Raw genomic sequence first — 26827 nt, forward strand, 5'->3', positions numbered from 1 at the left:
CCCGCGGCGGCCTCAGGTTTTTCGCGAGCATGCTCGCTCCTACAGGGGGGTACGGCAGGCTTAGATCAGTCCTGCCTCATCATCATCGATCAAATGGCTTAATCCGCCCAACGCCTCACGGGCCTGGGTCCGATCCATCAGCTTGGCCTGTGCGGCCGGCGGCAGGTCGGTCACACGGATCACGCCTTTGCTGGTCAGCACCTGGATCAAGTCGTCGAGTACCCGGATCATTTCCAGGTCGCTTTGCTTGAGCTGCTTGAGGCTGACCTCCATCGTTTCGTTGGCGTACCAGGCCTGGATTTCATGATGGTCGGCCGGCAGCGTTTCCGTGGCTTCGGCATAGGCGGCAGCTTCCACGCGAACCAATTGGCCTTGCGCATCGCGTTGCACGTAAAACATTGGGCATCCCTCAGAAATGGACCAGCATCATGCTGTCAGCAGCATAGGCCAAGTGCAGGCGAGTATGCGGTGTGCTGACGAAATCGTCACCGGGGTGATTGTTGCAAACGTGACGGTCGCCCGCTTTGGGCGACCGTCCGTTAGCCATCAGCTGTTGTTGTGGTCGATCTTGATCGTCGGATCGCTACCGGCAATCAAATTGTGCAGGTTGGCGCTGGACCAGTTGTTACCTTCGAGCTTGATCGTTACGTCCGGCTTGGCCGCTGCAGTGTTGGCACTGTTGAAGTTGCCGGCGGAATTGACCTGCAGGGACGATACGCCGTCCACCGTGGTGATCTTCAGGTAATTGTCGATGGTGCTGCCACTTTCACCCTGCAACAGATCACGCAGGTCGATGCGGTCGCCCTGGCTGGCATTGAAGTCCTTGATCACGTCGGTGCCGGTGTCGCCAGCCTTCCAGACGAAGGTATCGCCGCCCAGACCGCCAATCAGTGTGTCGTCGCCCTTGCCACCCAGGAGGGTGTCATTGCCGTCGCCACCATCAAGCAGGTCTTTGCCGGTGCCACCGAGCAAGAGGTCATTGCCGCTGCCGCCATAGAGTTTGTCGTCGCCGCCAAGACCGAAAATGATGTCGTTGCCGGCACCACCCAACAGACTGTCGTCCCCGTCGTGAGCGCCAGACACGTCGAACAGGCTGGAATGCTCGGTAACGTACTGGTGCACGTTGCTGGTCGTGACTTTGCTGACCTCTACGCCGGTTTCCCGGGCAACGAACTCCTGCATGGCCTGGTAACCCTCGCCGGCAATACCATTGAAGCTGACCAGGTCACCGAAGATGATGTCATTGCCATCGCCCGCATTGACCGTGTCGGCACCCGGAAGGGTCGCCTCGGTGTGGCCGAGGATGGCATTGGCCAGGTTGCTCGGATCGATGTTGGTTTGTGGCTTGTTGTCCGTGTCGAACGGAATCAGGTCGGCCGGCCTGATCGCGCCGTTCAGACCGATCGCTTCGACCTGCGACAACTTACTGAGCAACAGGAAGCTGCTGCTGGCGTTATCGGCCGTATCGTCGTCGGTGTAGTTGCCTCTGCCGGCGGTGGACGAGATCTCATAGGTGCCGTCACCCTGCGCACGGATCGTGCCGATGGTGCCGTCCCTGGTCCAATTGCCCTGCGAGTCTTCGGACCACCTGTTGACCTTGCCGCTGCTGGTAATCAGCTGGCGGCTGATTCCACCCAGGGTGATATAGGCGGTATCGCCCAGCTTGTAGTTATTGACGTTCAGGTAGTCATCCAGCCTGCCATCAACTGCTTTGGAGTTTTTGTAGTCAGCCACTATCGGGTCGGTCGATTCGCCGGATTGGTAGTAGGTGGGCACCCCGTCAGTGATGAAGTAGGTCAGGTTGGTGGCGCCGATATTGCCCTTGGCTTGAGTACTCTGGAAGAAGTTAGCCGTGGTTTTGAACACGTCCTCGTAGTTGGTGCCACCGCCAGATGCCATCGATCTGACGATGGCCTGCAGTTGATCCAGCGCGCCGGAGTCATTCAGGTTGACCGTAACGGTGGTGTTCACGGTGTCATCGAAGGTCGCCAGGAAAATGTTGACCGTCCCCGAAGTGTTCGCACCCAGGCTTTGCTTGAGGGTGCTGAACATCAGGCTCAGCGAGTTCTTCGCCGCTTGGATCGAGGTGTCCATACTGCCGGAAGTGTCGACCATGAACGCGATGTTGTAATTCTTGCCCTGAACCACGTTCAGGCCAGCGACGTCGGCAACGATGATGTCGTTGCTGTCGGTGCCGACGATATTGTCGTCCTTGGTCGTGCCCATATCCGGGTTGTAGGTCGCTGGGTAGATGGTCACTGGAAGCACGGCCGACGATGGTGCAGAGCCGCCCAGCAGTTCGGTGGAGGTCGAAGTCACCGTCAGGTTGAACGAGTTGCTGTAGTACGGCGGCGGGGTGATGGTCAGCGAGCCAAGTTTCCAGCCGGTGACATTCGCCTCGCCATTGCTCGCGGTGGCCGTGAAGGTATGTCCCGCGCCATCGCTGAGCACGGAGCCCGCCGGAATCCCGCCGATCTTCACGCTCAGGCTTTCGGAGCCGTCGCGGTCGGTCAGTTCGGTGCTGATGGCCGACAGTTTGATGCTGCCGCCTTCTGGCCCGGTGTTGAGCTTGTAGCCGTCGTAGTAGCCTTCGCCATCGCTGCCATGCAGGTCGGAGACCGTCACGCCGGCATTGATCAGGTCGTTGACGCCGGTGTAGATCGGCACGCCAGCATTGTTCAGGTTGAGCACCGGACCGTTGTCCACCTTGAGGTTGACGTCGTAGCTGCCCGGGCCGTTCTGGTTGTGGTGGTAGATGTCCAGCGTGTAGTAGCCGCTGGTGGTCGGCGTGAACGAGCCGCTGATCGTCCCGCCGGTACCCCACAGGGCGCTGGCCACGTTTTTGCCACCAATCGTCACCAGCAGGCTGTCGTCCGCGGTGCCGCTGAAGGTGTAGACCTTGCCGGCTTCGAGGTAGATCAGGCCGGAGGTTTTCGAGGCGATACCCGCCGTCACACTGCTTTCCTGCACATCGGTCACGGTGCCTTTGCTGTTGGCAGTGCCAGCCGCATCGATCACCGACTTCAGGGTGTTGGTCGGCGCACCGCTGCCCGCACCGTTGTAGCCCGTGTTGAGGGCGGTCAGGCCAGTCCAGATCTCCTTGATCAGGCCTGTCGAGTTCACGGTGTTGCCCGCGATACTCAGGGTGGGTGCGTCGGCTTGCGGGGTGATGTCGACTTTCAGACTCGCTTCGATGCCCAGGTTGAAGCCGTCGGTAGGCTTGAACTTGATCTGCGCGTAGTCCGCTGCCTTGTTGCCGACCCCGGTGCCGCCATAACCATCGGCACCCGACTCGTTGCGTGCCGGCACGAAGGTCAGTTTGCCCAGGGCGATATCCGTCTGGCTGATGGTCTGCCCGACCACCACCTTCACGCCGTTGAACAACAAATCGCCACCGCCCGTTACCTGGGTGATGGTGATGCCCAGCTGGCTGTCGTTATCGACATCGGTGACCTTGAAGTTGTCCCAGGTCAGGGTCAGGGTCGTGTCTTCGAGGCCGGTAACTGCGCCGCCAGTGGTCACCGGTGCATGGTCGTTGTCGACGATGGTGGTGGTGACATAGGTTTTGCTCGGGTCGATCACCAGGTTCTCGAAGTTGCCGCCGGTGGCTTTGTCGATGGTGATGATGAAGTTCTCGGAGCCTTCGACCAGCTTGTCATCGATGGTGCTGATGTCGAAACCGACGCTGCTGCTGTTGGCCGGAATCTTGACTGTCACGACACCATTGAAGTCCGAACCGTCGACCGCTGTACCACTGTACTTCAGGGTCACCGTGACTTCAGCTTGAGAGGTATTGCTCAGGTTCAACGTGTAGTGCGCGGACTGGCCTTCGATGACCGATGTGGCGCCACTGATACCCACGGTGGTTACGTCGCCTTGGCCCGTAGGCTCGTCGGTGACGGTGGTGGTCAGGGTGGTGTCCTTGAGCGTCAGTTTTTCAAAGTTGTCAGCACCGGTGACCGACACCAACTTGTTGATGATCGGGGCCTGGCCGCCGGTGAAGAAGTCGTCCTTGGCGGTGATGACTGCAGTGCCCGTGGTGCCATTGGCCGGGATCTTGACCGTTGTACCGTCGCTGAGCTTGAAGGTCAGCTCACCGTGGCTGGCCATTGGCAGGCCAGCGGTGTTGGTCAGGGTCACGGTGTAGGTGATCTGGCCGCCTTCGGCGACGGTGGTTTTATCCACAGTCAGGGTGGCCTTCACCTCAGTGAGGGTGTCGCCAACTTTCACCACGGCTTCGCCGCCGAGCGCCAGGTTCTCGAAGGACTTGCCCGGAACCGAAGCACCGGTGACGCTGAGCTTGATGGTTTCGCCGTCTTTGTAGACGTCGTCGCCTTGGGCTTTCAGTTCGTATGGAATGCTGGTGGTGCCGGCCTTGATCACGACGGTCGCACCGTTGCTCAGGGTTACGGTCAGGTCTTGTTTCAGCTCCTGATCCACTTTTACCGTGAATTTCGGTGCGGCGTTTTCCAAGACGTCGCCGTTGCTTTCGATGGTGACGGTGATCTTGTCGCCTTGGCCCGATGGCTCGTCGGTGACCTTGGTAGTGAACTGGTCTTGGCCGAGGGTCAGCTTCTCGAAGTTGTTCGAGGAGACCGACTCCAGCTTGTTGACGATTGCATCCTGGCCGCCGGTGAAGATGTCGTCTTTGGCGGTGACGACCGCAGAGCCGGTGGTGCCGTTGGCAGGGATCTTGATCTCGGTGCCGTCGCTGAGTTTGAAGGTCAGCTCGCCGTGGCTGGCCATCGGCAGGCCAGCGGTGTTGGTCAGGGTCACGGTGTAGGTGATCTGGCCGCCTTCGGCGACGGTGGTTTTATCCACGCTCAGGGTGGCCTTCACCTCAGTGAGGGTGTCGCCAACTTTCACCACGGCTTCGCCGCCGAGCGCCAGGTTCTCGAACGACTTGCCCGGAACCGAAGCGCCGGTGACGCTGAGCTTGATGGTTTCGCCGTCTTTGTAGACGTCGTCGCCTTGGGCTTTCAGCTCGTACGGCACGCTGGTGGTGCCGGCTTTGATCACGACGGTCGCACCGTTGCTCAGGGTTACGGTCAGGTCTTGTTTCAGCTCCTGATCCACTTTTACCGTGAACTTCGGTGCAGCGTTTTCCAGTACGTCGCCGTTGCTTTCGATGGTGACGGTGATCTTGTCGCCTTGGCCCGATGGCTCGTCGGTGACCTTGGTAGTGAACTGGTCCTGGCCGAGGGTCAGCTTCTCGAAGTTGTTCGAGGAGACCGACTCCAGCTTGTTGACGATGGCATCCTGGCCGCCGGTGAAGATGTCGTCTTTGGCGGTAACGACTGCAGAGCCGGTGGTGCCGTTGGCAGGGATCTTGATCTCTGTGCCGTCGGTGAGTTTGAAGGTCAGCTCGCCGTGGCTGGCCATCGGCAGGCCGGCGGCGTTGGTCAGGGTGACGGTGTAAGTGACGGAGCCGCCTTCGGCGACAGTGGTTTTATCCACAGTCAGGGTGGCCTTCACTTCGGTGAGGGTGTCGCCAACTTTCACCACGGCTTCGCCGCCGAGCGCCAAGTTCTCGAAGGATTTGCCCGGAACCGAAGCGCCGGTGACGCTGAGCTTGATGGTTTCGCCGTCTTTGTAGACGTCGTCGCCTTGGGCTTTCAGCTCGTATGGAGCGCTGGTGGTGCCGGCTTTGATCACGACGATCGCACCGTTGCTCAGGGTGACGGTCAGGTCCTGTTTCAGTTCCTGATCGACTTTCACCGTGAACTTCGGTGCAGCGTTTTCCAGCACGTCGCCGTTGCTTTCGATGGTGACGGTGATCTTGTCGCCTTGGCCCGATGGTTCGTCGGTGACGGTGGTGGTGTATTGGTCCTGGCCGAGAGTCAGTTTCTCGAAGTTGTTGGCCGAGACCGACTCCAGTTTGTTGATGATGGCATCCTGACCGCCGGTGAAGATGTCGTCCTTGGCGGTGACGACTGCAGTACCGGTGGTGCCGTTGGCAGGGATCTTGATCTCGGTGCCGTCGGTGAGTTTGAAGGTCAGCTCGCCGTGGCTGGCCATCGGCATGCCGGCGGCGTTGGTCAGGGTCACGGTGTAAGTGACGGAGCCGCCTTCGGCGACGGTGGGTTTATCCACAGTCAGAATGGCCTTCACTTCGGTGAGGGTGTCGTCGACTTTCACCACGGCTTTGTCGCCCAGCACCAGGTTCTCGAACGACTTACCGTCGACGGTGGCGTTGCTGACACCGACTTCCACAACTTGACCGTCTTTATAGACGTCGTCGCCCTGGGCTTTCAGCTCGTATGGAATGCTGGTGGTGCCAGCTTTGATCACGACGGTATCGCCGTTGCTCAAAGTGACGGTCAGGTCCTGTTTCAGTTCCTGATCCACTTTCACCGTGAACTTCGGTGCAGCGTTTTCCAAGACATCGCCGTTGCTTTCGATGGTGACAGTGATCTTGTCGCCTTGGTTGGCTGGGTCTTTTGGGTCGCCCGAACCTGGCTCGTCGGTGACGGTGGTGGTGTATTGGTCTTGGCCGAGAGTCAGTTTCTCGAAGTTGTTGGCCGAGACCGACTCCAGCTTGTTGACGATGGCATCCTGACCGCCAGTGAAGATGTCGTCTTTGGCGGTGACGACTGCAGTACCGCTGGTGCCGTTAGCCGGGATTTTCACCACGGTGCCGTCGGTGAGCGTGAACTCCAGAGGACCATGGCTCGCCATTGGCATGCCGGCGGCGTTGGTCAGGGTCACGGTGTAAGTGACGGAACCGCCTTCGGCGACGGTGGTTTTATCCACAGTCAGGGTGGCCTTCACTTCGGTGAGGGTGTCGTCGATGGTGACTTGGGCTTTGTCGCCCAGCACCAGATTTTCGAACGACTTGCCGTCGACGGTGGCGTTGCTGACACCGACTTCCACAACTTGACCGTCTTTATAGACGTCGTCGCCTTGGGCTTTCAACTCGTACGGCACGCTGGTGGTGCCAGCCTTGATCACCACGGTATCGCCGTTGCTCAAGGTCACGGTCAGGTCTTGTTTCAGCTCCTGATCCACTTTTACCGTGAATTTCGGTGCGGCGTTTTCCAGTACGTCGCCGTTGCTTTCGATGGTGACGGTGATCTTGTCGCCTTGGCCTGATGGCTCGTCGGTGACGGTGGTGGTGTATTGGTCCTGGCCGAGGGTCAGTTTCTCGAAGTTGTTCGAGGAGACCGACTCCAACTTGTTGACGATCGCGTCCTGGCCACCGGTGAAGATGTCCTCCTTGGCGGTGACGACTGCAGTACCGCTGGTGCCGTTAGCCGGGATTTTCACCACGGTGCCGTCGGTCAGCGTGAACTCCAGAGGACCATGGCTCGCCATCGGCAGGCCGGCGGCGTTGCTCAGGGTGACGGTGTAGGTGACGGAGCCGCCTTCGGCGACAGTGGTTTTATCCACAGTCAGAGTGGCCTTCACTTCGGTGAGGGTGTCGTCGACTTTCACCACAGCTTCGTTGCCGAGAGCAAGGTTTTCGAACGACTTACCGTCCACAGTGGCGTCAGTCACGCTGAGCTTGATGGTTTCGCCGTCTTTGTAGACGTCGTCGCCTTGGGCTTTCAGTTCGTATGGAGCGCTGGTGGTGCCGGCTTTGATCACGACGATCGCACCGTTGCTCAGGGTGACGGTCAGGTCCTGTTTCAGTTCCTGATCGACTTTCACCGTGAACTTCGGTGCAGCGTTTTCCAGCACGTCGCCGTTGCTTTCGATGGTGACGGTGATCTTGTCGCCTTGGCCCGATGGTTCGTCGGTGACGGTGGTGGTGTATTGGTCCTGGCCGAGAGTCAGCTTCTCGAAGTTGTTGGCCGAGACCGACTCGAGCTTGTTGATGATCGCATCCTGGCCACCGGTGAAGATGTCGTCCTTGGCCACCACCACAGCAGAGCCGCTGGTGCCATTGGCCGGGATCTTGATCTCGGTACCGTCGGTGAGTTTGAAGGTCAACTCGCCGTGGCTGGCCATTGGCATGCCGGCGGCGTTGGTCAGGGTCACGGTGTAGGTGACGGAGCCGCCTTCGGCGACGGTGGTTTTATCCACGGTCAGGGTGGCCTTTACGTCGGTGAGGGTGTCGTCGACTTTCACCACAGCTTCGTTGCCGAGAGCGAGGTTTTCGAACGACTTGCCGTCGACGGTGGCGTTGCTGACACCGACTTCAACGACCTGACCGTCTTTGTAGACGTCGTCGCCTTGGGCTTTCAGCTCGTATGGCACGCTGGTGGTGCCAGCTTTGATCACCACGGTCGCACCGTTGCTCAGGGTGACGGTCAGGTCTTGCTTGAGTACCTGATCGACCTTGACGGTGAACTTCGGTGCAGCGTTTTCCAGCACGTCGCCGTTGCTTTCGATGGTGACGGTGATCTTGTCGTCTTGGCCCGATGGCTCGTCGGTGACGGTGGTGGTGTATTGGTCCTGGCCGAGAGTCAGTTTCTCGAAGTTGTTCGAGGAGACCGACTCCAGTTTGTTGACGATGGCATCCTGACCGCCAGTGAAGATGTCGTCTTTGGCGGTAACGACTGCAGTGCCGCTGGTGCCGTTGGCCGGGATCTTGATCTCGGTGCCGTCGGTGAGTTTGAAGATCAGCTCGCCGTGGCTGGCCATCGGCATGCCGGCGGCGTTGGTCAGCGTCACGGTGTAAGTGACGGAGCCGCCTTCGGCGACGGTGGTTTTATCCACGGTCAGGGTGGCCTTCACTTCGGTGAGGGTGTCGTCGACTTTCACCACGGCTTCGCCGCCGAGCGCCAGGTTCTCGAAGGATTTGCCCGGAACCGAAGCACCGGTGACGCTGAGCTTGATGGTTTCGCCGTCTTTGTAGACGTCGTCGCCTTGGGCTTTCAGCTCGTACGGCACGCTGGTGGTGCCGGCCTTGATCACCACGGTATCGCCGTTGCTCAAGGTCACGGTCAGGTCTTGCTTGAGTACCTGATCGACCTTGACGGTGAACGTCGGTGCAGCGTTTTCCAGTACGTCGCCGTTGCTTTCGATGGTGACGGTGATCTTGTCGTCTTGGCCCGATGGCTCGTCGGTGACGGTGGTGGTGTATTGGTCCTGGCCGAGAGTCAGTTTCTCGAAGTTGTTCGAGGAGACCGACTCGAGTTTGTTGACGATGGCATCCTGACCGCCGGTGAAGATGTCGTCTTTGGCGGTGACGACTGCAGTGCCGCTGGTGCCGTTGGCCGGGATTTTCACCACGGTGCCGTCGGTCAGCGTGAACTCCAGAGGACCATGGCTCGCCATTGGCATGCCGGCGGCGTTGGTCAGGGTCACGGTGTAAGTGACCGAGCCGCCTTCGGCGACGGTGGTTTTATCCACAGTCAGGTTGGCTTTTACTTCGGTGAGGGTGTCGTCGATGGTGACTTGGGCTTTGTCGCCCAGCACCAGATTTTCGAACGACTTGCCGTCGACGGTGGCGTTGCTGACACCGACTTCCACAACTTGACCGTCTTTATAGACGTCGTCGCCTTGGGCTTTCAGCTCGTACGGCACGCTGGTGGTGCCAGCTTTGATCACGACGGTCGCACCGTTGCTCAGGGTGACGGTCAGGTCTTGCTTGAGTACCTGATCGACCTTGACGGTGAACTTCGGTGCAGCGTTTTCCAGTACGTCGCCGTTGCTTTCGATGGTGACGGTGATCTTGTCGCCTTGGTTGGCTGGGTCTTTTGGATCGCCTGAACCTGGCTCGTCGGTGACGGTGGTGGTGTATTGGTCCTGGCCGAGGGTCAGTTTCTCGAAGTTGTTGGCCGAGACCGACTCGAGTTTGTTGACGATCGCGTCCTGGCCACTGGTGAAGATGTCGTCCTTGGCGGTGACGACTGCAGTACCGCTGGTGCCGTTAGCCGGGATTTTCACCACGGTGCCGTCGGTCAGCGTGAACTCCAGAGGACCATGGCTGGCCATTGGCAGGCCGGCGGCGTTGGTCAGGGTCACGGTGTAAGTGACCGAACCGCCTTCGGCGACGGTGGTTTTATCCACGGTCAGGGTGGCTTTTACTTCGGTAAGGGTGTCGTCGATGGTGACTTGGGCTTTGTCGCCCAGCACCAGATTCTCGAACGACTTGCCGTCGACGGTGGCGTTGCTGACACCGACTTCCACAACTTGACCGTCTTTATAGACGTCGTCGCCTTGGGCTTTCAGCTCGTATGGCACGCTGGTGGTGCCAGCCTTGATCACGACGGTATCGCCGTTGCTCAAGGTGACGGTCAGGTCTTGCTTGAGTACCTGATCGACCTTGACGGTGAACGTCGGTGCAGCGTTTTCCAGCACGTCGCCGTTGCTTTCGATGGTGACAGTGATCTTGTCGCCTTGGCCCGATGGCTCGTCGGTGACGGTGGTGGTGTATTGGTCCTGGCCGAGAGTCAGCTTCTCGAAGTTGTTCGAGGAGACCGACTCGAGTTTGTTGACGATTGCATCCTGGCCGCCGGTGAAGATGTCGTCCTTCGCAACCACCACAGCAGAGCCGGTGGTGCTATTGGCCGGGATCTTGATCTCGGTACCGTCGGTGAGTTTGAAGGTCAACTCGCCGTGGCTGGCCATCGGCATGCCGGCGGCGTTGGTCAGGGTCACGGTGTAAGTGACCGAACCGCCTTCGGCGACGGTGGTTTTATCCACGGTCAGGGTGGCCTTTACTTCGGTAAGGGTGTCGTCGATGGTGACTTGGGCTTTGTCGCCCAGCACCAGGTTTTCGAACGACTGGCCGTCGACGGTGGCGTTGCTGACACCGACTTCCACAACTTGACCGTCTTTATAGACGTCATCGCCTTGGGCTTTCAGCTCGTACGGCACGCTGGTGGTACCGGCCTTGATCACCACGGTCGCACCGTTGCTCAGGGTGACGGTCAGGTCTTGCTTGAGTACCTGATCGACCTTGACGGTGAACTTAGGTGCAGCGTTTTCCAGCACGTCGCCGTTGCTTTCGATGGTGACGGTGATCTTGTCGCCTTGGTTGGCTGGGTCTTTTGGGTCGCCCGAACCTGGCTCGTCGGTGACGGTGGTGGTGTATTGGTCTTGGCCGAGAGTCAGTTTCTCGAAGTTGTTGGCCGAGACCGACTCCAACTTGTTGACGATTGCATCCTGGCCGCCGGTGAAGATGTCGTCTTTGGCGGTAACGACTGCAGTGCCGCTGGTGCCGTTAGCCGGAATTTTCACCACGGTGCCGTCGGTCAGCGTGAACTCCAGAGGACCATGGCTCGCCATCGGCAGGCCGGCGGCGTTGGTCAGGGTCACGGTGTAGGTGACCGAGCCGCCTTCGGCGACGGTGGTTTTATCCACGGTCAGGGTGGCTTTTACTTCGGTGAGGGTGTCGTCGACTTTCACCACGGCTTCGCCGCCGAGCGCCAGGTTCTCGAAGGACTTGCCCGGAACCGAAGCACCGGTGACGCTGAGCTTGATGGTTTCGCCGTCTTTGTAGACGTCGTCGCCTTGGGCTTTCAGCTCGTATGGAGCGCTGGTGGTGCCGGCCTTGATCACGACGGTCGCACCGTTGCTCAGGGTGACGGTCAGGTCTTGCTTGAGTATCTGATCGACCTTGACGGTGAACTTCGGAGCGGCGTTTTCCAAGACATCGCCGTTGCTTTCGATGGTGACGGTGATCTTGTCGCCTTGGTTGGCTGGGTCTTTTGGATCGCCCGAACCTGGTTCGTCGGTGACGGTGGTGGTGTATTGGTCCTGGCCGAGGGTCAGTTTCTCGAAGTTGTTGGCCGAGACCGACTCCAGCTTGTTGACGATGGCATCCTGACCGCCAGTGAAGATGTCGTCTTTGGCGGTAACGACTGCAGTACCGCTGGTGCCATTGGCCGGGATTTTCACCACGGTGCCGTCGGTGAGCGTGAACTCCAGAGGACCATGGCTCGCCATTGGCATGCCGGCAGCGTTGCTCAGGGTCACGGTGTAAGTGACCGAGCCGCCTTCGGCGACGGTGGTTTTATCCACGGTCAGGGTGGCTTTTACTTCGGTAAGGGTGTCGTCGATGGTGACTTGGGCTTTGTCGCCCAGCACCAGATTTTCGAACGACTTGCCGTCGACGGTGGCGTTGCTGACACCGACTTCCACAACTTGACCGTCTTTGTAGACGTCGTCGCCTTGGGCTTTCAGCTCGTATGGCACGCTGGTGGTGCCAGCCTTGATCACCACGGTATCGCCGTTGCTCAAGGTCACGGTCAGGTCTTGTTTCAGCTCCTGATCCACTTTTACCGTGAATTTCGGTGCGGCGTTTTCCAGCACGTCGCCGTTGCTTTCGATGGTGACAGTGATCTTGTCGCCTTGGCCCGATGGCTCGTCGGTGACGGTGGTGGTGTATTGGTCCTGGCCGAGAGTCAGCTTCTCGAAGTTGTTCGAGGAGACCGACTCGAGTTTGTTGACGATTGCATCCTGGCCGCCGGTGAAGATGTCGTCCTTCGCAACCACCACAGCAGAGCCGGTGGTGCTATTGGCCGGGATCTTGATCTCGGTACCGTCGGTGAGTTTGAAGGTCAACTCGCCGTGGCTGGCCATCGGCATGCCGGCGGCGTTGGTCAGGGTCACGGTGTAAGTGACCGAACCGCCTTCGGCGACAGTGGTTTTATCCACAGTCAGAGTGGCCTTCACTTCGGTGAGGGTGTCGTCGATGGTGACTTGGGCTTTGTCGCCCAGGACCAGGTTTTCGAACGACTGGCCGTCGACGGTGGCGTTGCTGACACTCACTTCCACAACTTGACCGTCTTTGTAGACGTCGTCGCCTTGGGCTTTCAGCTCGTATGGCACGCTGGTGGTACCGGCCTTGATCACCACGGTCGCACCGTTGCTCAGGGTGACGGTCAGGTCTTGCTTGAGCTCCTGATCGACCTTGACGGTGAACTTCGGAGCGGCGTTTTCCAAGACATCGCCGTTGCTTTCGATGGTGACGGTGATCTTGTCGCCTTGGCCCGCTGGTTCGTCGGTGACGGTGGTGGTGTATTGGTCCTGGCCGAGGGTCAGTTTCTCGAAGTTGTTGGCCGAGACCGACTCCAGTTTGTTGACGATGGCATCCTGGCCACCGGTGAAGATGTCGTTTTTGGCGGTGACGACCGCAGAGCCGGTGGTGCCGTTAGCCGGGATTTTCACCACGGTGCCGTCGGTCAGCGTGAACTCCAGAGGACCATGGCTCGCCATTGGCATGCCGGCGGCGTTGGTCAGGGTCACGGTGTAAGTGACCGAGCCGCCTTCGGCGACGGTGGTTTTATCCACAGTCAGGTTGGCTTTTACTTCGGTGAGGGTGTCGTCGATGGTGACTTGGGCTTTGTCGCCCAGCACCAGGTTCTCGAACGACTTGCCGTCGACGGTGGCGTTGCTGACACCGACTTCCACGATCTGACCGTCTTTATAGACGTCGTCACCTTGGGCTTTCAGCTCGTATGGCACGCTGGTGGTGCCAGCCTTGATCACCACGGTATCGCCGTTGCTCAAGGTCACGGTCAGGTCTTGTTTCAGCTCCTGATCCACTTTTACCGTGAATTTCGGTGCGGCGTTTTCCAGTACGTCGCCGTTGCTTTCGATGGTGACGGTGATCTTGTCGTCTTGGCCCGATGGCTCGTCGGTGACGGTGGTGGTGTATTGGTCCTGGCCGAGAGTCAGTTTCTCGAAGTTGTTCGAGGAGACCGACTCGAGTTTGTTGACGATGGCATCCTGACCGCCGGTGAAGATGTCGTCCTTGGCGGTGACGACTGCAGTGCCGCTGGTGCCGTTGGCCGGGATTTTCACCACGGTGCCGTCGGTCAGCGTGAACTCCAGAGGACCATGGCTCGCCATTGGCATGCCGGCGGCGTTGGTCAGGGTCACGGTGTAAGTGACCGAGCCGCCTTCGGCGACGGTGGTTTTATCCACAGTCAGGTTGGCTTTTACTTCGGTGAGGGTGTCGTCGATGGTGACTTGGGCTTTGTCGCCCAGCACCAGATTTTCGAACGACTTGCCGTCGACGGTGGCGTTGCTGACACCGACTTCCACAACTTGACCGTCTTTATAGACGTCGTCGCCTTGGGCTTTCAGCTCGTATGGCACGCTGGTGGTGCCAGCTTTGATCACGACGATCGCACCGTTGCTCAGGGTGACGGTCAGGTCTTGCTTGAGTACCTGATCGACCTTGACGGTGAACGTCGGTGCAGCGTTTTCCAGCACGTCGCCGTTGCTTTCGATGGTGACAGTGATCTTGTCGCCTTGGCCCGATGGCTCGTCGGTGACGGTGGTGGTGTATTGGTCCTGGCCGAGAGTCAGCTTCTCGAAGTTGTTCGAGGAGACCGACTCGAGTTTGTTGACGATTGCATCCTGGCCGCCGGTGAAGATGTCGTCCTTCGCAACCACCACAGCAGAGCCGGTGGTGCTATTGGCCGGGATCTTGATCTCGGTACCGTCGGTGAGTTTGAAGGTCAACTCGCCGTGGCTGGCCATCGGCATGCCGGCGGCGTTGGTCAGGGTCACGGTGTAAGTGACCGAACCGCCTTCGGCGACAGTGGTTTTATCCACAGTCAGAGTGGCCTTCACTTCGGTGAGGGTGTCGTCGATGGTGACTTGGGCTTTGTCGCCCAGGACCAGGTTTTCGAACGACTGGCCGTCGACGGTGGCGTTGCTGACACTCACTTCCACAACTTGACCGTCTTTGTAGACGTCGTCGCCTTGGGCTTTCAGCTCGTATGGCACGCTGGTGGTACCGGCCTTGATCACCACGGTCGCACCGTTGCTCAGGGTGACGGTCAGGTCTTGCTTGAGCTCCTGATCGACCTTGACGGTGAACTTCGGAGCGGCGTTTTCCAAGACATCGCCGTTGCTTTCGATGGTGACGGTGATCTTGTCGCCTTGGCCCGCTGGTTCGTCGGTGACGGTGGTGGTGTATTGGTCCTGGCCGAGGGTCAGTTTCTCGAAGTTGTTGGCCGAGACCGACTCCAACTTGTTGACGATTGCATCCTGGCCACCGGTGAAGATGTCGTTTTTGGCGGTGACGACCGCAGAGCCGGTGGTGCCGTTAGCCGGGATTTTCACCACGGTGCCGTCGGTCAGCGTGAACTCCAGAGGACCATGGCTCGCCATCGGCAGGCCGGCGGCGTTGGTCAGGGTCACGGTGTAAGTGACCGAACCGCCTTCGGCGACAGTGGTTTTATCCACAGTCAGAGTGGCCTTCACTTCGGTGAGGGTGTCGTCGATGGTGACTTGGGCTTTGTCGCCCAGGACCAGGTTTTCGAACGACTGGCCGTCGACGGTGGCGTTGCTGACACTCACTTCCACAACTTGACCGTCTTTGTAGACGTCGTCGCCTTGGGCTTTCAGCTCGTATGGCACGCTGGTGGTACCGGCCTTGATCACCACGGTCGCACCGTTGCTCAGGGTGACGGTCAGGTCTTGCTTGAGCTCCTGATCGACCTTGACGGTGAACTTCGGAGCGGCGTTTTCCAAGACATCGCCGTTGCTTTCGATGGTGACGGTGATCTTGTCGCCTTGGCCCGCTGGTTCGTCGGTGACGGTGGTGGTGTATTGGTCCTGGCCGAGGGTCAGTTTCTCGAAGTTGTTGGCCGAGACCGACTCCAACTTGTTGACGATTGCATCCTGGCCACCGGTGAAGATGTCGTTTTTGGCGGTGACGACCGCAGAGCCGGTGGTGCCGTTAGCCGGGATTTTCACCACGGTGCCGTCGGTCAGCGTGAACTCCAGAGGACCATGGCTCGCCATCGGCAGGCCGGCGGCGTTGGTCAGGGTGACGGTGTAGGTGACGGAGCCGCCTTCGGCGACAGTGGTTTTATCCACAGTCAGAGTGGCCTTCACTTCGGTTAGGGTGTCGTCGATGGTGACTTGGGCTTTGTCGCCCAGCACCAGGTTCTCGAACGACTTGCCGTCGACGGTGGCGTTGCTGACACCGACTTCCACGATCTGACCGTCTTTATAGACGTCGTCACCTTGGGCTTTCAGCTCGTACGGCACGCTGGTGGTGCCGGCCTTGATCACCACGGTATCGCCGTTGCTCAAGGTCACGGTCAGGTCTTGTTTCAGCTCCTGATCCACTTTTACCGTGAATTTCGGTGCGGCGTTTTCCAGTACGTCGCCGTTGCTTTCGATGGTGACGGTGATCTTGTCGTCTTGGCCCGATGGCTCGTCGGTGACGGTGGTGGTGTATTGGTCCTGGCCGAGAGTCAGTTTCTCGAAGTTGTTCGAGGAGACCGACTCGAGTTTGTTGACGATGGCATCCTGACCGCCGGTGAAGATGTCGTCTTTGGCGGTGACGACTGCAGTGCCGCTGGTGCCGTTGGCCGGGATTTTCACCACGGTGCCGTCGGTCAGCGTGAACTCCAGAGGACCATGGCTCGCCATTGGCATGCCGGCGGCGTTGGTCAGGGTCACGGTGTAAGTGACCGAGCCGCCTTCGGCGACGGTGGTTTTATCCACAGTCAGGTTGGCTTTTACTTCGGTGAGGGTGTCGTCGATGGTGACTTGGGCTTTGTCGCCCAGCACCAGATTTTCGAACGACTTGCCGTCGACGGTGGCGTTGCTGACACCGACTTCCACAACTTGACCGTCTTTATAGACGTCGTCGCCTTGGGCTTTCAGCTCGTACGGCACGCTGGTGGTGCCAGCCTTGATCACCACGGTATCGCCGTTGCTCAAGGTCACGGTCAGGTCCTGTTTCAGTTCCTGATCGACTTTCACCGTGAACTTCGGTGCAGCGTTTTCCAGTACGTCGCCGTTGCTTTCGATGGTGACGGTGATCTTGTCGCCTTGGCCCGCTGGTTCGTCGGTGACGGTGGTGGTGTATTGGTCCTGGCCGAGGGTCAGTTTCTCGAAGTTGTTCGAGGAGACCGACTCCAGTTTGTTGACGATGGCATCCTGGCCACCGGTGAAGATGTCGTTTTTGGCGGTGACGACTGCAGTACCGCTGGTGCCGTTAGCCGGGATTTTCACCACGGTGCCGTCGGTGAGCGTGAACTGCAGAGGACCATGGCTCGCCATCGGCATGCCGGCAGCGTTGGTCAGCGTCACGGTGTAAGTGACCGAGCCGCCTTCGGCGACGGTGGTTTTATCCACAGTCAGGTTGGCTTTTACTTCGGTGAGGGTGTCGTCGATGGTGACTTGGGCTTTGTCGCCCAGCACCAGATTTTCGAACGACTTGCCGTCGACGGTGGCGTTGCTGACACCGACTTCCACAACTTGACCGTCTTTATAGACGTCGTCGCCTTGGGCTTTCAGCTCGTATGGCACGCTGGTGGTGCCAGCTTTGATCACGACGATCGCACCGTTGCTCAGGGTGACGGTCAGGTCTTGCTTGAGTACCTGATCGACCTTGACGGTGAACGTCGGTGCAGCGTTTTCCAGCACGTCGCCGTTGCTTTCGATGGTGACAGTGATCTTGTCGCCTTGGTTGGCTGGGTCTTTTGGATCGCCCGAACCTGGTTCGTCGGTGACGGTGGTGGTGTATTGGTCCTGGCCGAGGGTCAGCTTCTCGAAGTTGTTCGAGGAGACCGACTCGAGTTTGTTGACGATGGCATCCTGACCGCCAGTGAAGATGTCGTCTTTGGCGGTAACGACTGCAGTGCCGCTGGTGCCGTTGGCCGGGATCTTGATCTCGGTGCCGTCGGTGAGTTTGAAGATCAGCTCGCCGTGGCTGGCCATCGGCATGCCGGCGGCGTTGGTCAGCGTCACGGTGTAAGTGACGGAGCCGCCTTCGGCGACAGTGGTTTTATCCACGGTCAGGGTGGCCTTCACTTCGGTGAGGGTGTCGTCGACTTTCACCACGGCTTCGCCGCCGAGCGCCAGGTTCTCGAAGGATTTGCCCGGAACCGAAGCACCGGTGACGCTGAGCTTGATGGTTTCGCCGTCTTTGTAGACGTCGTCGCCTTGGGCTTTCAGCTCGTACGGCACGCTGGTGGTGCCAGCCTTGATCACGACGATCGCACCGTTGCTCAGGGTGACGGTCAGGTCTTGCTTGAGTACCTGATCGACCTTGACGGTGAACTTCGGTGCAGCGTTTTCCAGTACGTCGCCGTTGCTTTCGATGGTGACGGTGATCTTGTCGCCTTGGCCCGCTGGTTCGTCGGTGACGGTGGTGGTGTATTGGTCTTGGCCGAGGGTCAGTTTCTCGAAGTTGTTCGAGGAGACCGACTCGAGTTTGTTGACGATGGCATCCTGACCGCCGGTGAAGATGTCGTCTTTGGCGGTGACGACTGCAGTGCCGCTGGTGCCGTTGGCCGGGATTTTCACCACGGTGCCGTCGGTCAGCGTGAACTCCAGAGGACCATGGCTCGCCATTGGCATGCCGGCGGCGTTGGTCAGGGTCACGGTGTAAGTGACGGAACCGCCTTCGGCGACAGTGGTTTTATCCACAGTCAGAGTGGCCTTCACTTCGGTGAGGGTGTCGTCGATGGTGACTGGGGCTTTGTCGCCCAGGACCAGGTTTTCGAACGACTTACCGTCGACGGTGGCGTTGCTGACACCGACTTCAACGACCTGGCCGTCTTTATAGACGTCGTCACCTTGGGCTTTCAGCTCGTACGGAGCGCTGGTGGTGCCGGCCTTGATCACGACGATCGCACCGTTGCTCAGGGTGACGGTCAGGTCTTGCTTGAGTACCTGATCGACCTTGACGGTGAACTTCGGAGCGGCGTTTTCCAGGACATCGCCGTTACTTTCGATGGTGACGGTGATCTTGTCGCCTTGGCCCGCTGGTTCGTCGGTGACGGTGGTGGTGTATTGGTCCTGGCCGAGGGTCAGTTTCTCGAAGTTGTTGGCCGAGACCGACTCCAGTTTGTTGACGATGGCATCCTGGCCACCGGTGAAGATGTCGTTTTTGGCGGTGACGACCGCAGAGCCGCTGGTGCCGTTGGCCGGGATTTTCACCACGGTGCCGTCGGTCAGCGTGAACTCCAGAGGACCATGGCTCGCCATTGGCAGGCCGGCGGCGTTGGTCAGGGTCACGGTGTAGGTGACCGAGCCGCCTTCGGCGACAGTGGTTTTATCCACAGTCAGAGTGGCCTTCACTTCGGTGAGGGTGTCGTCGATGGTGACTGGGGCTTTGTCGCCCAGGACCAGGTTTTCGAACGACTGGCCATCGACGGTGGCGTTGCTGACACCCACTTCCACAACTTGACCGTCTTTGTAGACGTCGTCGCCTTGGGCTTTCAGCTCGTATGGCACGCTGGTGGTACCGGCCTTGATCACGACGGTCGCACCGTTGCTCAGGGTGACGGTCAGGTCTTGCTTGAGCTCCTGATCGACCTTGACGGTGAACCTCGGAGCGGCGTTTTCCAGTACGTCGCCGTTGCTTTCGATGGTGACGGTGATCTTGTCGCCTTGGCCCGCTGGTTCGTCGGTGACGGTGGTGGTGTATTGGTCTTGGCCGAGAGTCAGTTTCTCGAAGTTGTTGGCCGAGACCGACTCCAGCTTGTTGACGATGGCATCCTGACCGCCAGTGAAGATGTCGTCTTTGGCGGTGACGACTGCAGTACCGCTGGTGCCGTTAGCCGGGATTTTCACCACGGTGCCGTCGGTCAGCGTGAACTCCAGAGGACCATGGCTCGCCATTGGCATGCCGGCGGCGTTGCTCAGGGTGACGGTGTAGGTGACCGAGCCGCCTTCGGCGACGGTGGTTTTATCCACGGTCAGGGTGGCCTTCACTTCGGTGAGGGTGTCGTCGATGGTGACTTGGGCTTTGTCGCCTAGCACCAGGTTTTCGAACGACTTGCCGTCGACGGTGGCGTTGCTGACACCGACTTCCACGATCTGACCGTCTTTATAGACGTCGTCACCTTGGGCTTTCAGCTCGTACGGCACGCTGGTGGTGCCAGCCTTGATCACGACGGTATCGCCGTTGCTCAGGGTGACGGTCAGGTCTTGCTTGAGTACCTGATCGACCTTGACGGTGAACGTCGGTGCAGCGTTTTCCAGTACGTCGCCGTTGCTTTCGATGGTGACGGTGATCTTGTCGCCTTGGTTGGCTGGGTCTTTTGGATCGCCCGAACCTGGTTCGTCGGTGACGGTGGTGGTGTATTGGTCCTGGCCGAGGGTCAGCTTCTCGAAGTTGTTCGAGGAGACCGACTCGAGTTTGTTGACGATTGCATCCTGGCCGCCGGTGAAGATGTCGTCCTTGGCAACCACCACAGCAGAGCCGCTGGTGCCATTGGCCGGGATCTTGATCTCGGTGCCGTCGGTGAGCTTGAAGGTCAGCTCGCCGTGGCTGGCCATCGGCATGCCGGCGGCGTTGGTCAGGGTGACGGTGTAGGTGACGGAGCCGCCTTCGGCGACAGTGGTTTTATCCACAGTCAGGGTGGCCTTCACTTCGGTGAGGGTGTCGTCGATGGTGACTTGGGCTTTGTCGCCCAGCACCAGGTTCTCGAACGACTGGCCGTCGACGGTGGCGTTGCTGACACCGACTTCCACGATCTGACCGTCTTTATAGACGTCGTCGCCTTGGGCTTTCAGCTCGTATGGCACGCTGGTGGTGCCGGCCTTGATCACGACGATCGCACCGTTGCTCAGGGTGACGGTCAGGTCTTGCTTGAGTACCTGATCGACCTTGACGGTGAACTTCGGAGCGGCGTTTTCCAGGACATCGCCGTTACTTTCGATGGTGACAGTGATCTTGTCGCCTTGGTTGGCTGGGTCTTTAGGATCGCCCGAGCCTGGTTCGTCGGTGACGGTGGTGGTGTATTGGTCCTGGCCGAGAGTCAGCTTCTCGAAGTTGTTGGCCGAGACCGACTCGAGCTTGTTGATGATCGCATCCTGGCCACCGGTGAAGATGTCGTCCTTGGCCACCACCACAGCAGAGCCGCTGGTGCCATTGGCCGGGATCTTGATCTCGGTACCGTCGGTGAGTTTGAAGGTCAACTCGCCGTGGCTGGCCATTGGCATGCCGGCGGCGTTGGTCAGGGTCACGGTGTAGGTGACGGAGCCGCCTTCGGCGACGGTGGTTTTATCCACGGTCAGGGTGGCCTTTACTTCGGTGAGGGTGTCGTCGATTTTCACCACAGCTTCGTTGCCGAGAGCGAGGTTTTCGAACGACTTACCGTCCACAGTGGCGTCAGTCACGCTGAGCTTGATGGTTTCGCCGTCTTTGTAGACGTCGTCGCCTTGGGCTTTCAGTTCGTATGGAGCGCTGGTGGTGCCGGCTTTGATCACGACGATCGCACCGTTGCTCAGGGTGACGGTCAGGTCCTGTTTCAGTTCCTGATCGACTTTCACCGTGAACTTCGGTGCAGCGTTTTCCAGCACGTCGCCGTTGCTTTCGATGGTGACGGTGATCTTGTCGCCTTGGCCCGATGGTTCGTCGGTGACGGTGGTGGTGTATTGGTCCTGGCCGAGGGTCAGCTTCTCGAAGTTGTTCGAGGAGACCGACTCGAGTTTGTTGACGATTGCATCCTGACCGCCAGTGAAGATGTCGTCTTTGGCGGTAACGACTGCAGTGCCGCTGGTGCCGTTGGCCGGGATCTTGATCTCGGTACCGTCGGTGAGTTTGAAGGTCAACTCGCCGTGGCTGGCCATTGGCATGCCGGCGGCGTTGGTCAGGGTCACGGTGTAGGTGATCTGGCCGCCTTCGGCGACGGTGGTTTTATCCACGCTCAGGGTGGCCTTCACCTCAGTGAGGGTGTCGCCAACTTTCACCACGGCTTCGCCGCCGAGCGCCAGGTTCTCGAACGACTTGCCCGGAACCGAAGCGCCGGTGACGCTGAGTTTGATGGTTTCGCCGTCTTTGTAGACGTCGTCGCCTTGGGCTTTCAGCTCGTACGGCACGCTGGTGGTGCCGGCCTTGATCACGACGGTCGCACCGTTGCTCAGGGTTACGGTCAGGTCTTGTTTCAGCTCCTGATCCACTTTTACCGTGAACTTCGGTGCAGCGTTTTCCAGTACGTCGCCGTTGCTTTCGATGGTGACGGTGATCTTGTCGCCTTGGCCCGCTGGTTCGTCGGTGACGGTGGTGGTGTATTGGTCCTGGCCGAGGGTCAGTTTCTCGAAGTTGTTGGCCGAGACCGACTCCAGTTTGTTGACGATGGCATCCTGGCCACCGGTGAAGATGTCGTTTTTGGCGGTAACGACCGCAGAGCCGCTGGTGCCGTTGGCCGGGATTTTCACCACGGTGCCGTCGGTCAGCGTGAACTCCAGAGGACCATGGCTCGCCATTGGCAGGCCGGCGGCGTTGGTCAGGGTCACGGTGTAGGTGACCGAGCCGCCTTCGGCGACAGTGGTTTTATCCACAGTCAGAGTGGCCTTCACTTCGGTGAGGGTGTCGTCGATGGTGACTGGGGCTTTGTCGCCCAGGACCAGGTTTTCGAACGACTGGCCATCGACGGTGGCGTTGCTGACACCCACTTCCACAACTTGACCGTCTTTGTAGACGTCGTCGCCTTGGGCTTTCAGCTCGTATGGCACGCTGGTGGTACCGGCCTTGATCACGACGGTCGCACCGTTGCTCAGGGTGACGGTCAGGTCTTGCTTGAGCTCCTGATCGACCTTGACGGTGAACTTCGGAGCGGCGTTTTCCAAGACATCGCCGTTGCTTTCGATGGTGACGGTGATCTTGTCGCCTTGGCCCGCTGGTTCGTCGGTGACGGTGGTGGTGTATTGGTCCTGGCCGAGGGTCAGTTTCTCGAAGTTGTTGGCCGAGACCGACTCCAGTTTGTTGACGATGGCATCCTGGCCACCGGTGAAGATGTCGTTTTTGGCGGTGACGACCGCAGAGCCGGTGGTGCCGTTAGCCGGGATTTTCACCACGGTGCCGTCGGTGAGCGTGAACTCCAGAGGACCATGGCTCGCCATTGGCATGCCGGCGGCGTTGCTCAGGGTGACGGTGTAGGTGACGGAGCCGCCTTCGGCGACAGTGGTTTTATCCACAGTCAGAGTGGCCTTCACTTCGGTGAGGGTGTCGTCGATGGTGACTTGGGCTTTGTCGCCCAGCACCAGGTTCTCGAACGACTTGCCGTCGACGGTGGCGTTGCTGACACCGACTTCCACGATCTGACCGTCTTTATAGACGTCGTCACCTTGGGCTTTCAGCTCGTATGGCACGCTGGTGGTGCCAGCCTTGATCACCACGGTATCGCCGTTGCTCAAGGTCACGGTCAGGTCCTGTTTCAGTTCCTGATCGACTTTCACCGTGAACTTCGGTGCAGCGTTTTCCAGTACGTCGCCGTTGCTTTCGATGGTGACGGTGATCTTGTCGCCTTGGCCCGCTGGTTCGTCGGTGACGGTGGTGGTGTATTGGTCCTGGCCGAGGGTCAGTTTCTCGAAGTTGTTCGAGGAGACCGACTCCAGTTTGTTGACGATGGCATCCTGGCCACCGGTGAAGATGTCGTTTTTGGCGGTGACGACTGCAGTACCGCTGGTGCCGTTAGCCGGGATTTTCACCACGGTGCCGTCGGTGAGCGTGAACTGCAGAGGACCATGGCTCGCCATCGGCATGCCGGCAGCGTTGGTCAGCGTCACGGTGTAAGTGACCGAGCCGCCTTCGGCGACGGTGGTTTTATCCACAGTCAGGGTGGCCTTCACTTCGGTGAGGGTGTCGTCGATGGTGACTGGGGCTTTGTCGCCCAGCACCAGATTTTCGAACGACTTGCCGTCGACGGTGGCGTTGCTGACACCGACTTCCACGACCTGACCGTCTTTGTAGACGTCGTCGCCTTGGGCTTTCAGCTCGTACGGAGCGCTGGTGGTACCGGCCTTGATCACCACGGTATCGCCATTGCTCAAGGTCACGGTCAGGTCTTGTTTCAGCTCCTGATCCACTTTTACCGTGAATTTCGGTGCGGCGTTTTCCAACACGTCGCCGTTGCTTTCGATGGTGACGGTGATCTTGTCGCCTTGGTTGGCTGGGTCTTTTGGATCGCCCGAACCTGGTTCGTCGGTGACGGTGGTGGTGTATTGGTCCTGGCCGAGGGTCAGCTTCTCGAAGTTGTTCGAGGAGACCGACTCGAGTTTGTTGACGATGGCATCCTGACCGCCAGTGAAGATGTCGTCTTTGGCGGTAACGACTGCAGTACCGCTGGTGCCATTGGCCGGGATTTTCACCACGGTGCCGTCGGTGAGCGTGAACTCCAGAGGACCATGGCTCGCCATTGGCATGCCGGCAGCGTTGCTCAGCGTCACGGTGTAAGTGACGGAGCCGCCCTCAACGACCGACGTCTTGTCGACGGTCAGGGTTGCGATCACTTCGCTGGTGATGTCGCCGACGTTGACTTCGGCTTCGTTGCCAATCACCAGGTTTTCAAGCGTTTGACCATCCACAGCGGCGTTGGTGATACCCAGCTTGATGGTCTCGCCATCTTTATAGACATCATCACCCTGAGCCGGCAGGGTGTAGGTGATTTGTGTCGAGCCGGCCGCGATGGTCACGGCTTTGCCGTTGCTCAATGTCACCGTCAGATCATGATCAAGCTTCTGATCGACTTTGATAATGAAGGTCGGAGCGGCATTTTCCAGCACATTGCCAGCGCTTTCGATGGTGACGGTGACCGTGTCAACGCTGTCGTTAATCTGGGTGACAGCGGACTCAGGATTTGGCACCACGTTCTCAAAGTTGCCGCCGGTAGCGCCCGTGATGGTGGTAGTGACAGTGCTGCCATTCACGTAAACATCATTGACCGGTGTAGCAACGACCACGGTGCCGCTGGTCTTGCCCGCTTCGATGGTAATGACCGAGCCATTGCTCAAGGTCACGGTCACCGGGGTGCCGGCCGGGTTGGTCAAGGTCGCGGTGTAGGTGATCGAACCGCCTTCAACCACGGTGCCGGTCGCGGTGAGCGTCAGGCCAGTGCTGTCTGGCGAATCGGTGATGGTGGTCACGGCTGGCGCGGTGCTTGGCACCAGGTTTTCAAAGTTGCCGCCGGTAGCACTCGTGATGGTGGTGCTGACAGTGCTGCCATCTACATAAACATCATTGGCCGGCGTATCAACGACGACGGTGCCGCTGGTCTTACCTGCTTCGATGGTGATGACCGAGCCATTGCTCAAGGTCACGGTCACCTGGGTACCGGCCGGGTTGGTCAAAGTCGCGGTGTAGGTGATCGAGCCGCCTTCAACCACGGTGCCGGTCGCGGTGAGCGTCAGGCCGGTGGAGTCTGGCGAATCGGTGATGGTGGTCATGGCTGGCGTGGTGCTTGGCACCAGGTTTTCAAAATTGCCGCCGGTAGCACCCGTGATGGTGGTAGTGACCGTACTGCCATTCACGTAAACATCATTGACCGGTGTAGCAACGACCACGGTGCCGCTGGTCTTGCCCGCTTCGATGGTGATGACCGAGCCATTGCTCAAGGTCACGGTCACCGGGGTGCCGGCCGGGTTGGTCAAGGTCGCGGTGTAGGTGATCGAACCGCCTTCAACCACGGTGCCGGTCGCGGTGAGCGTCAGGCCAGTGCTGTCTGGCGAATCGGTGATGGTGGTCACGGCTGGCGTGGTGCTTGGCACCAGGTTCTCAAAATTGCCGCCGGTAGCGCCGGTAATCGTTGTGCTGACAGTGCTGCCATTTACGTAGACATCATTGGCTGGCGTATCAACGACCACGCTGCCGCTGGTCTTGCCCGCTTCGATGGTGATGACCGAGCCATTGCTCAAGGTCACGGTCACCGGGGTGCCGGCCGGGTTGGTCAAGGTAGCGGTATAAGTGATCAAACCGCCTTCAACCACAGCACCGGTCGCGGTGAGCGTCAGGCCGGTGGTGTCTGGCGAATCGGTGATGGTGGTCACGGCTGGCGCGGTGCTTGGCACCAGGTTTTCAAAGTTGCCGCCGCTAGCGCCGGTAATCGTTGTGCTGACAGTACTGCCATTCACATAAACATCATTGACCGGCGTATCAACGACCACGGTGCCGCTGGTCTTACCCGCTTCGATGGTGATGACCGAGCCATTGCTCAAGGTCACGGTCACCGGGGTGCCGGCCGGGTTGGTCAAGGTAGCGGTATAAGTGATCAAACCGCCTTCAACCACAGCACCGGTCGCGGTCAGCTTGATAGAGGTCGTGTCGACGGTATCGGTGACTTGAGTCACGGCTGGAGCGGTTGGAGGTATGACCACTACTGCGCCGCCGGTGGTGCCGGTGACAGTGACCGCGATCTGGGTCGCATCCTTATAGACAGTGTCGTTCGGCGCGAGCGGAACGTTCACGGTGCCGGTGGTTTGACCCGCGGCGATGATGATCACTGCGCCATTGGACAGCGTGACGGTCAGGTCGGTCAGTGGCGCCTGGCTCAGGGTCGCGGTGTAGACCAGCATGCCGCCGGCTTCGGTGATGGTCGGCGTGGCGCTCAGGCTCAGTGTCGATTCGAGCGGGTCGCCGGCATTGGCATTGTTGTTGGTCGACTGGCCGCCCGTGGTCTCCCGGGTGACCTGGGCCGCGAAATTGAGACCTTCAGTCGGGAAACCAATGGTCGGGTCTACCCGGCCAGCGGTGGCGTCCAGCATCACGAAGCTATGGCCACCGCCAGCCGCGCCGCCAGTGCCTGCCGCCGCCGGGCCGGCCGCGGTGGGTTCAAGGTCCTTGGTCGGGTCTGCGCCGGCGGCGATGGCTTGCTGCAGTTCTTCAACCGAGGGCGCGGCCTGTGCGGTGGTTTCTGCCAGGTCGGTGCTGGAGTCCGGAGCACTGCCGCTCCACTGAGTGTCGCGGCCCAGGTCAATGGTCCGGCCATCCGCCAGCTCGAGCGTAACGGCCCCGGCCGCTCCCGTGTCTACCTGATCGCCGACAAACAAACGGTCGCCTTCAACGAGTACACGACGGATGCCCTCTGGGGACACCACGAAAACCTGACCAACAATGCTTTTGACGATGGCCACAACGCTGCTCATTGAAGACTCTCCGGGTGACACGTTCTGTTGACTTCCATGACCTGAGGGGCAATCGCCGAGTCAGCCTGGTCGTACTTTTAAAACTACT

At 59.5% G+C, this 26827-nt stretch carries 2 protein-coding genes; both read right to left on the reverse strand.

Translation table 11 applies throughout. The features are described from left to right. Positions 1-60 precede the first annotated feature (60 nt). A complete protein-coding gene (locus ACA058_RS00625; protein WP_008064081.1) occupies positions 61-399 on the reverse strand; it encodes a hypothetical protein in 339 nt (112 codons plus the stop codon). A gap of 147 nt (positions 400-546) precedes the next feature. Further along, complete coding sequence (locus ACA058_RS00630; RefSeq protein WP_497637380.1) at positions 547-26739, reverse strand: retention module-containing protein; 26193 nt, start codon at positions 26737-26739, stop codon at positions 547-549. Between the last annotated feature and the right edge of the window lie 88 nt (positions 26740-26827).

Source organism: Pseudomonas sp. LBUM1649, assembly GCF_059716155.1.

Coding starts and splice junctions, on each gene's coding strand:
- ACA058_RS00630 (WP_497637380.1), bottom strand. CDS start 26,739: ATGAGCAGCGTTGTGGCCATCGTCAAAAGCATTGTTGGTCAGGTTTTC.
- ACA058_RS00625 (WP_008064081.1), bottom strand. CDS start 399: ATGTTTTACGTGCAACGCGATGCGCAAGGCCAATTGGTTCGCGTGGAA.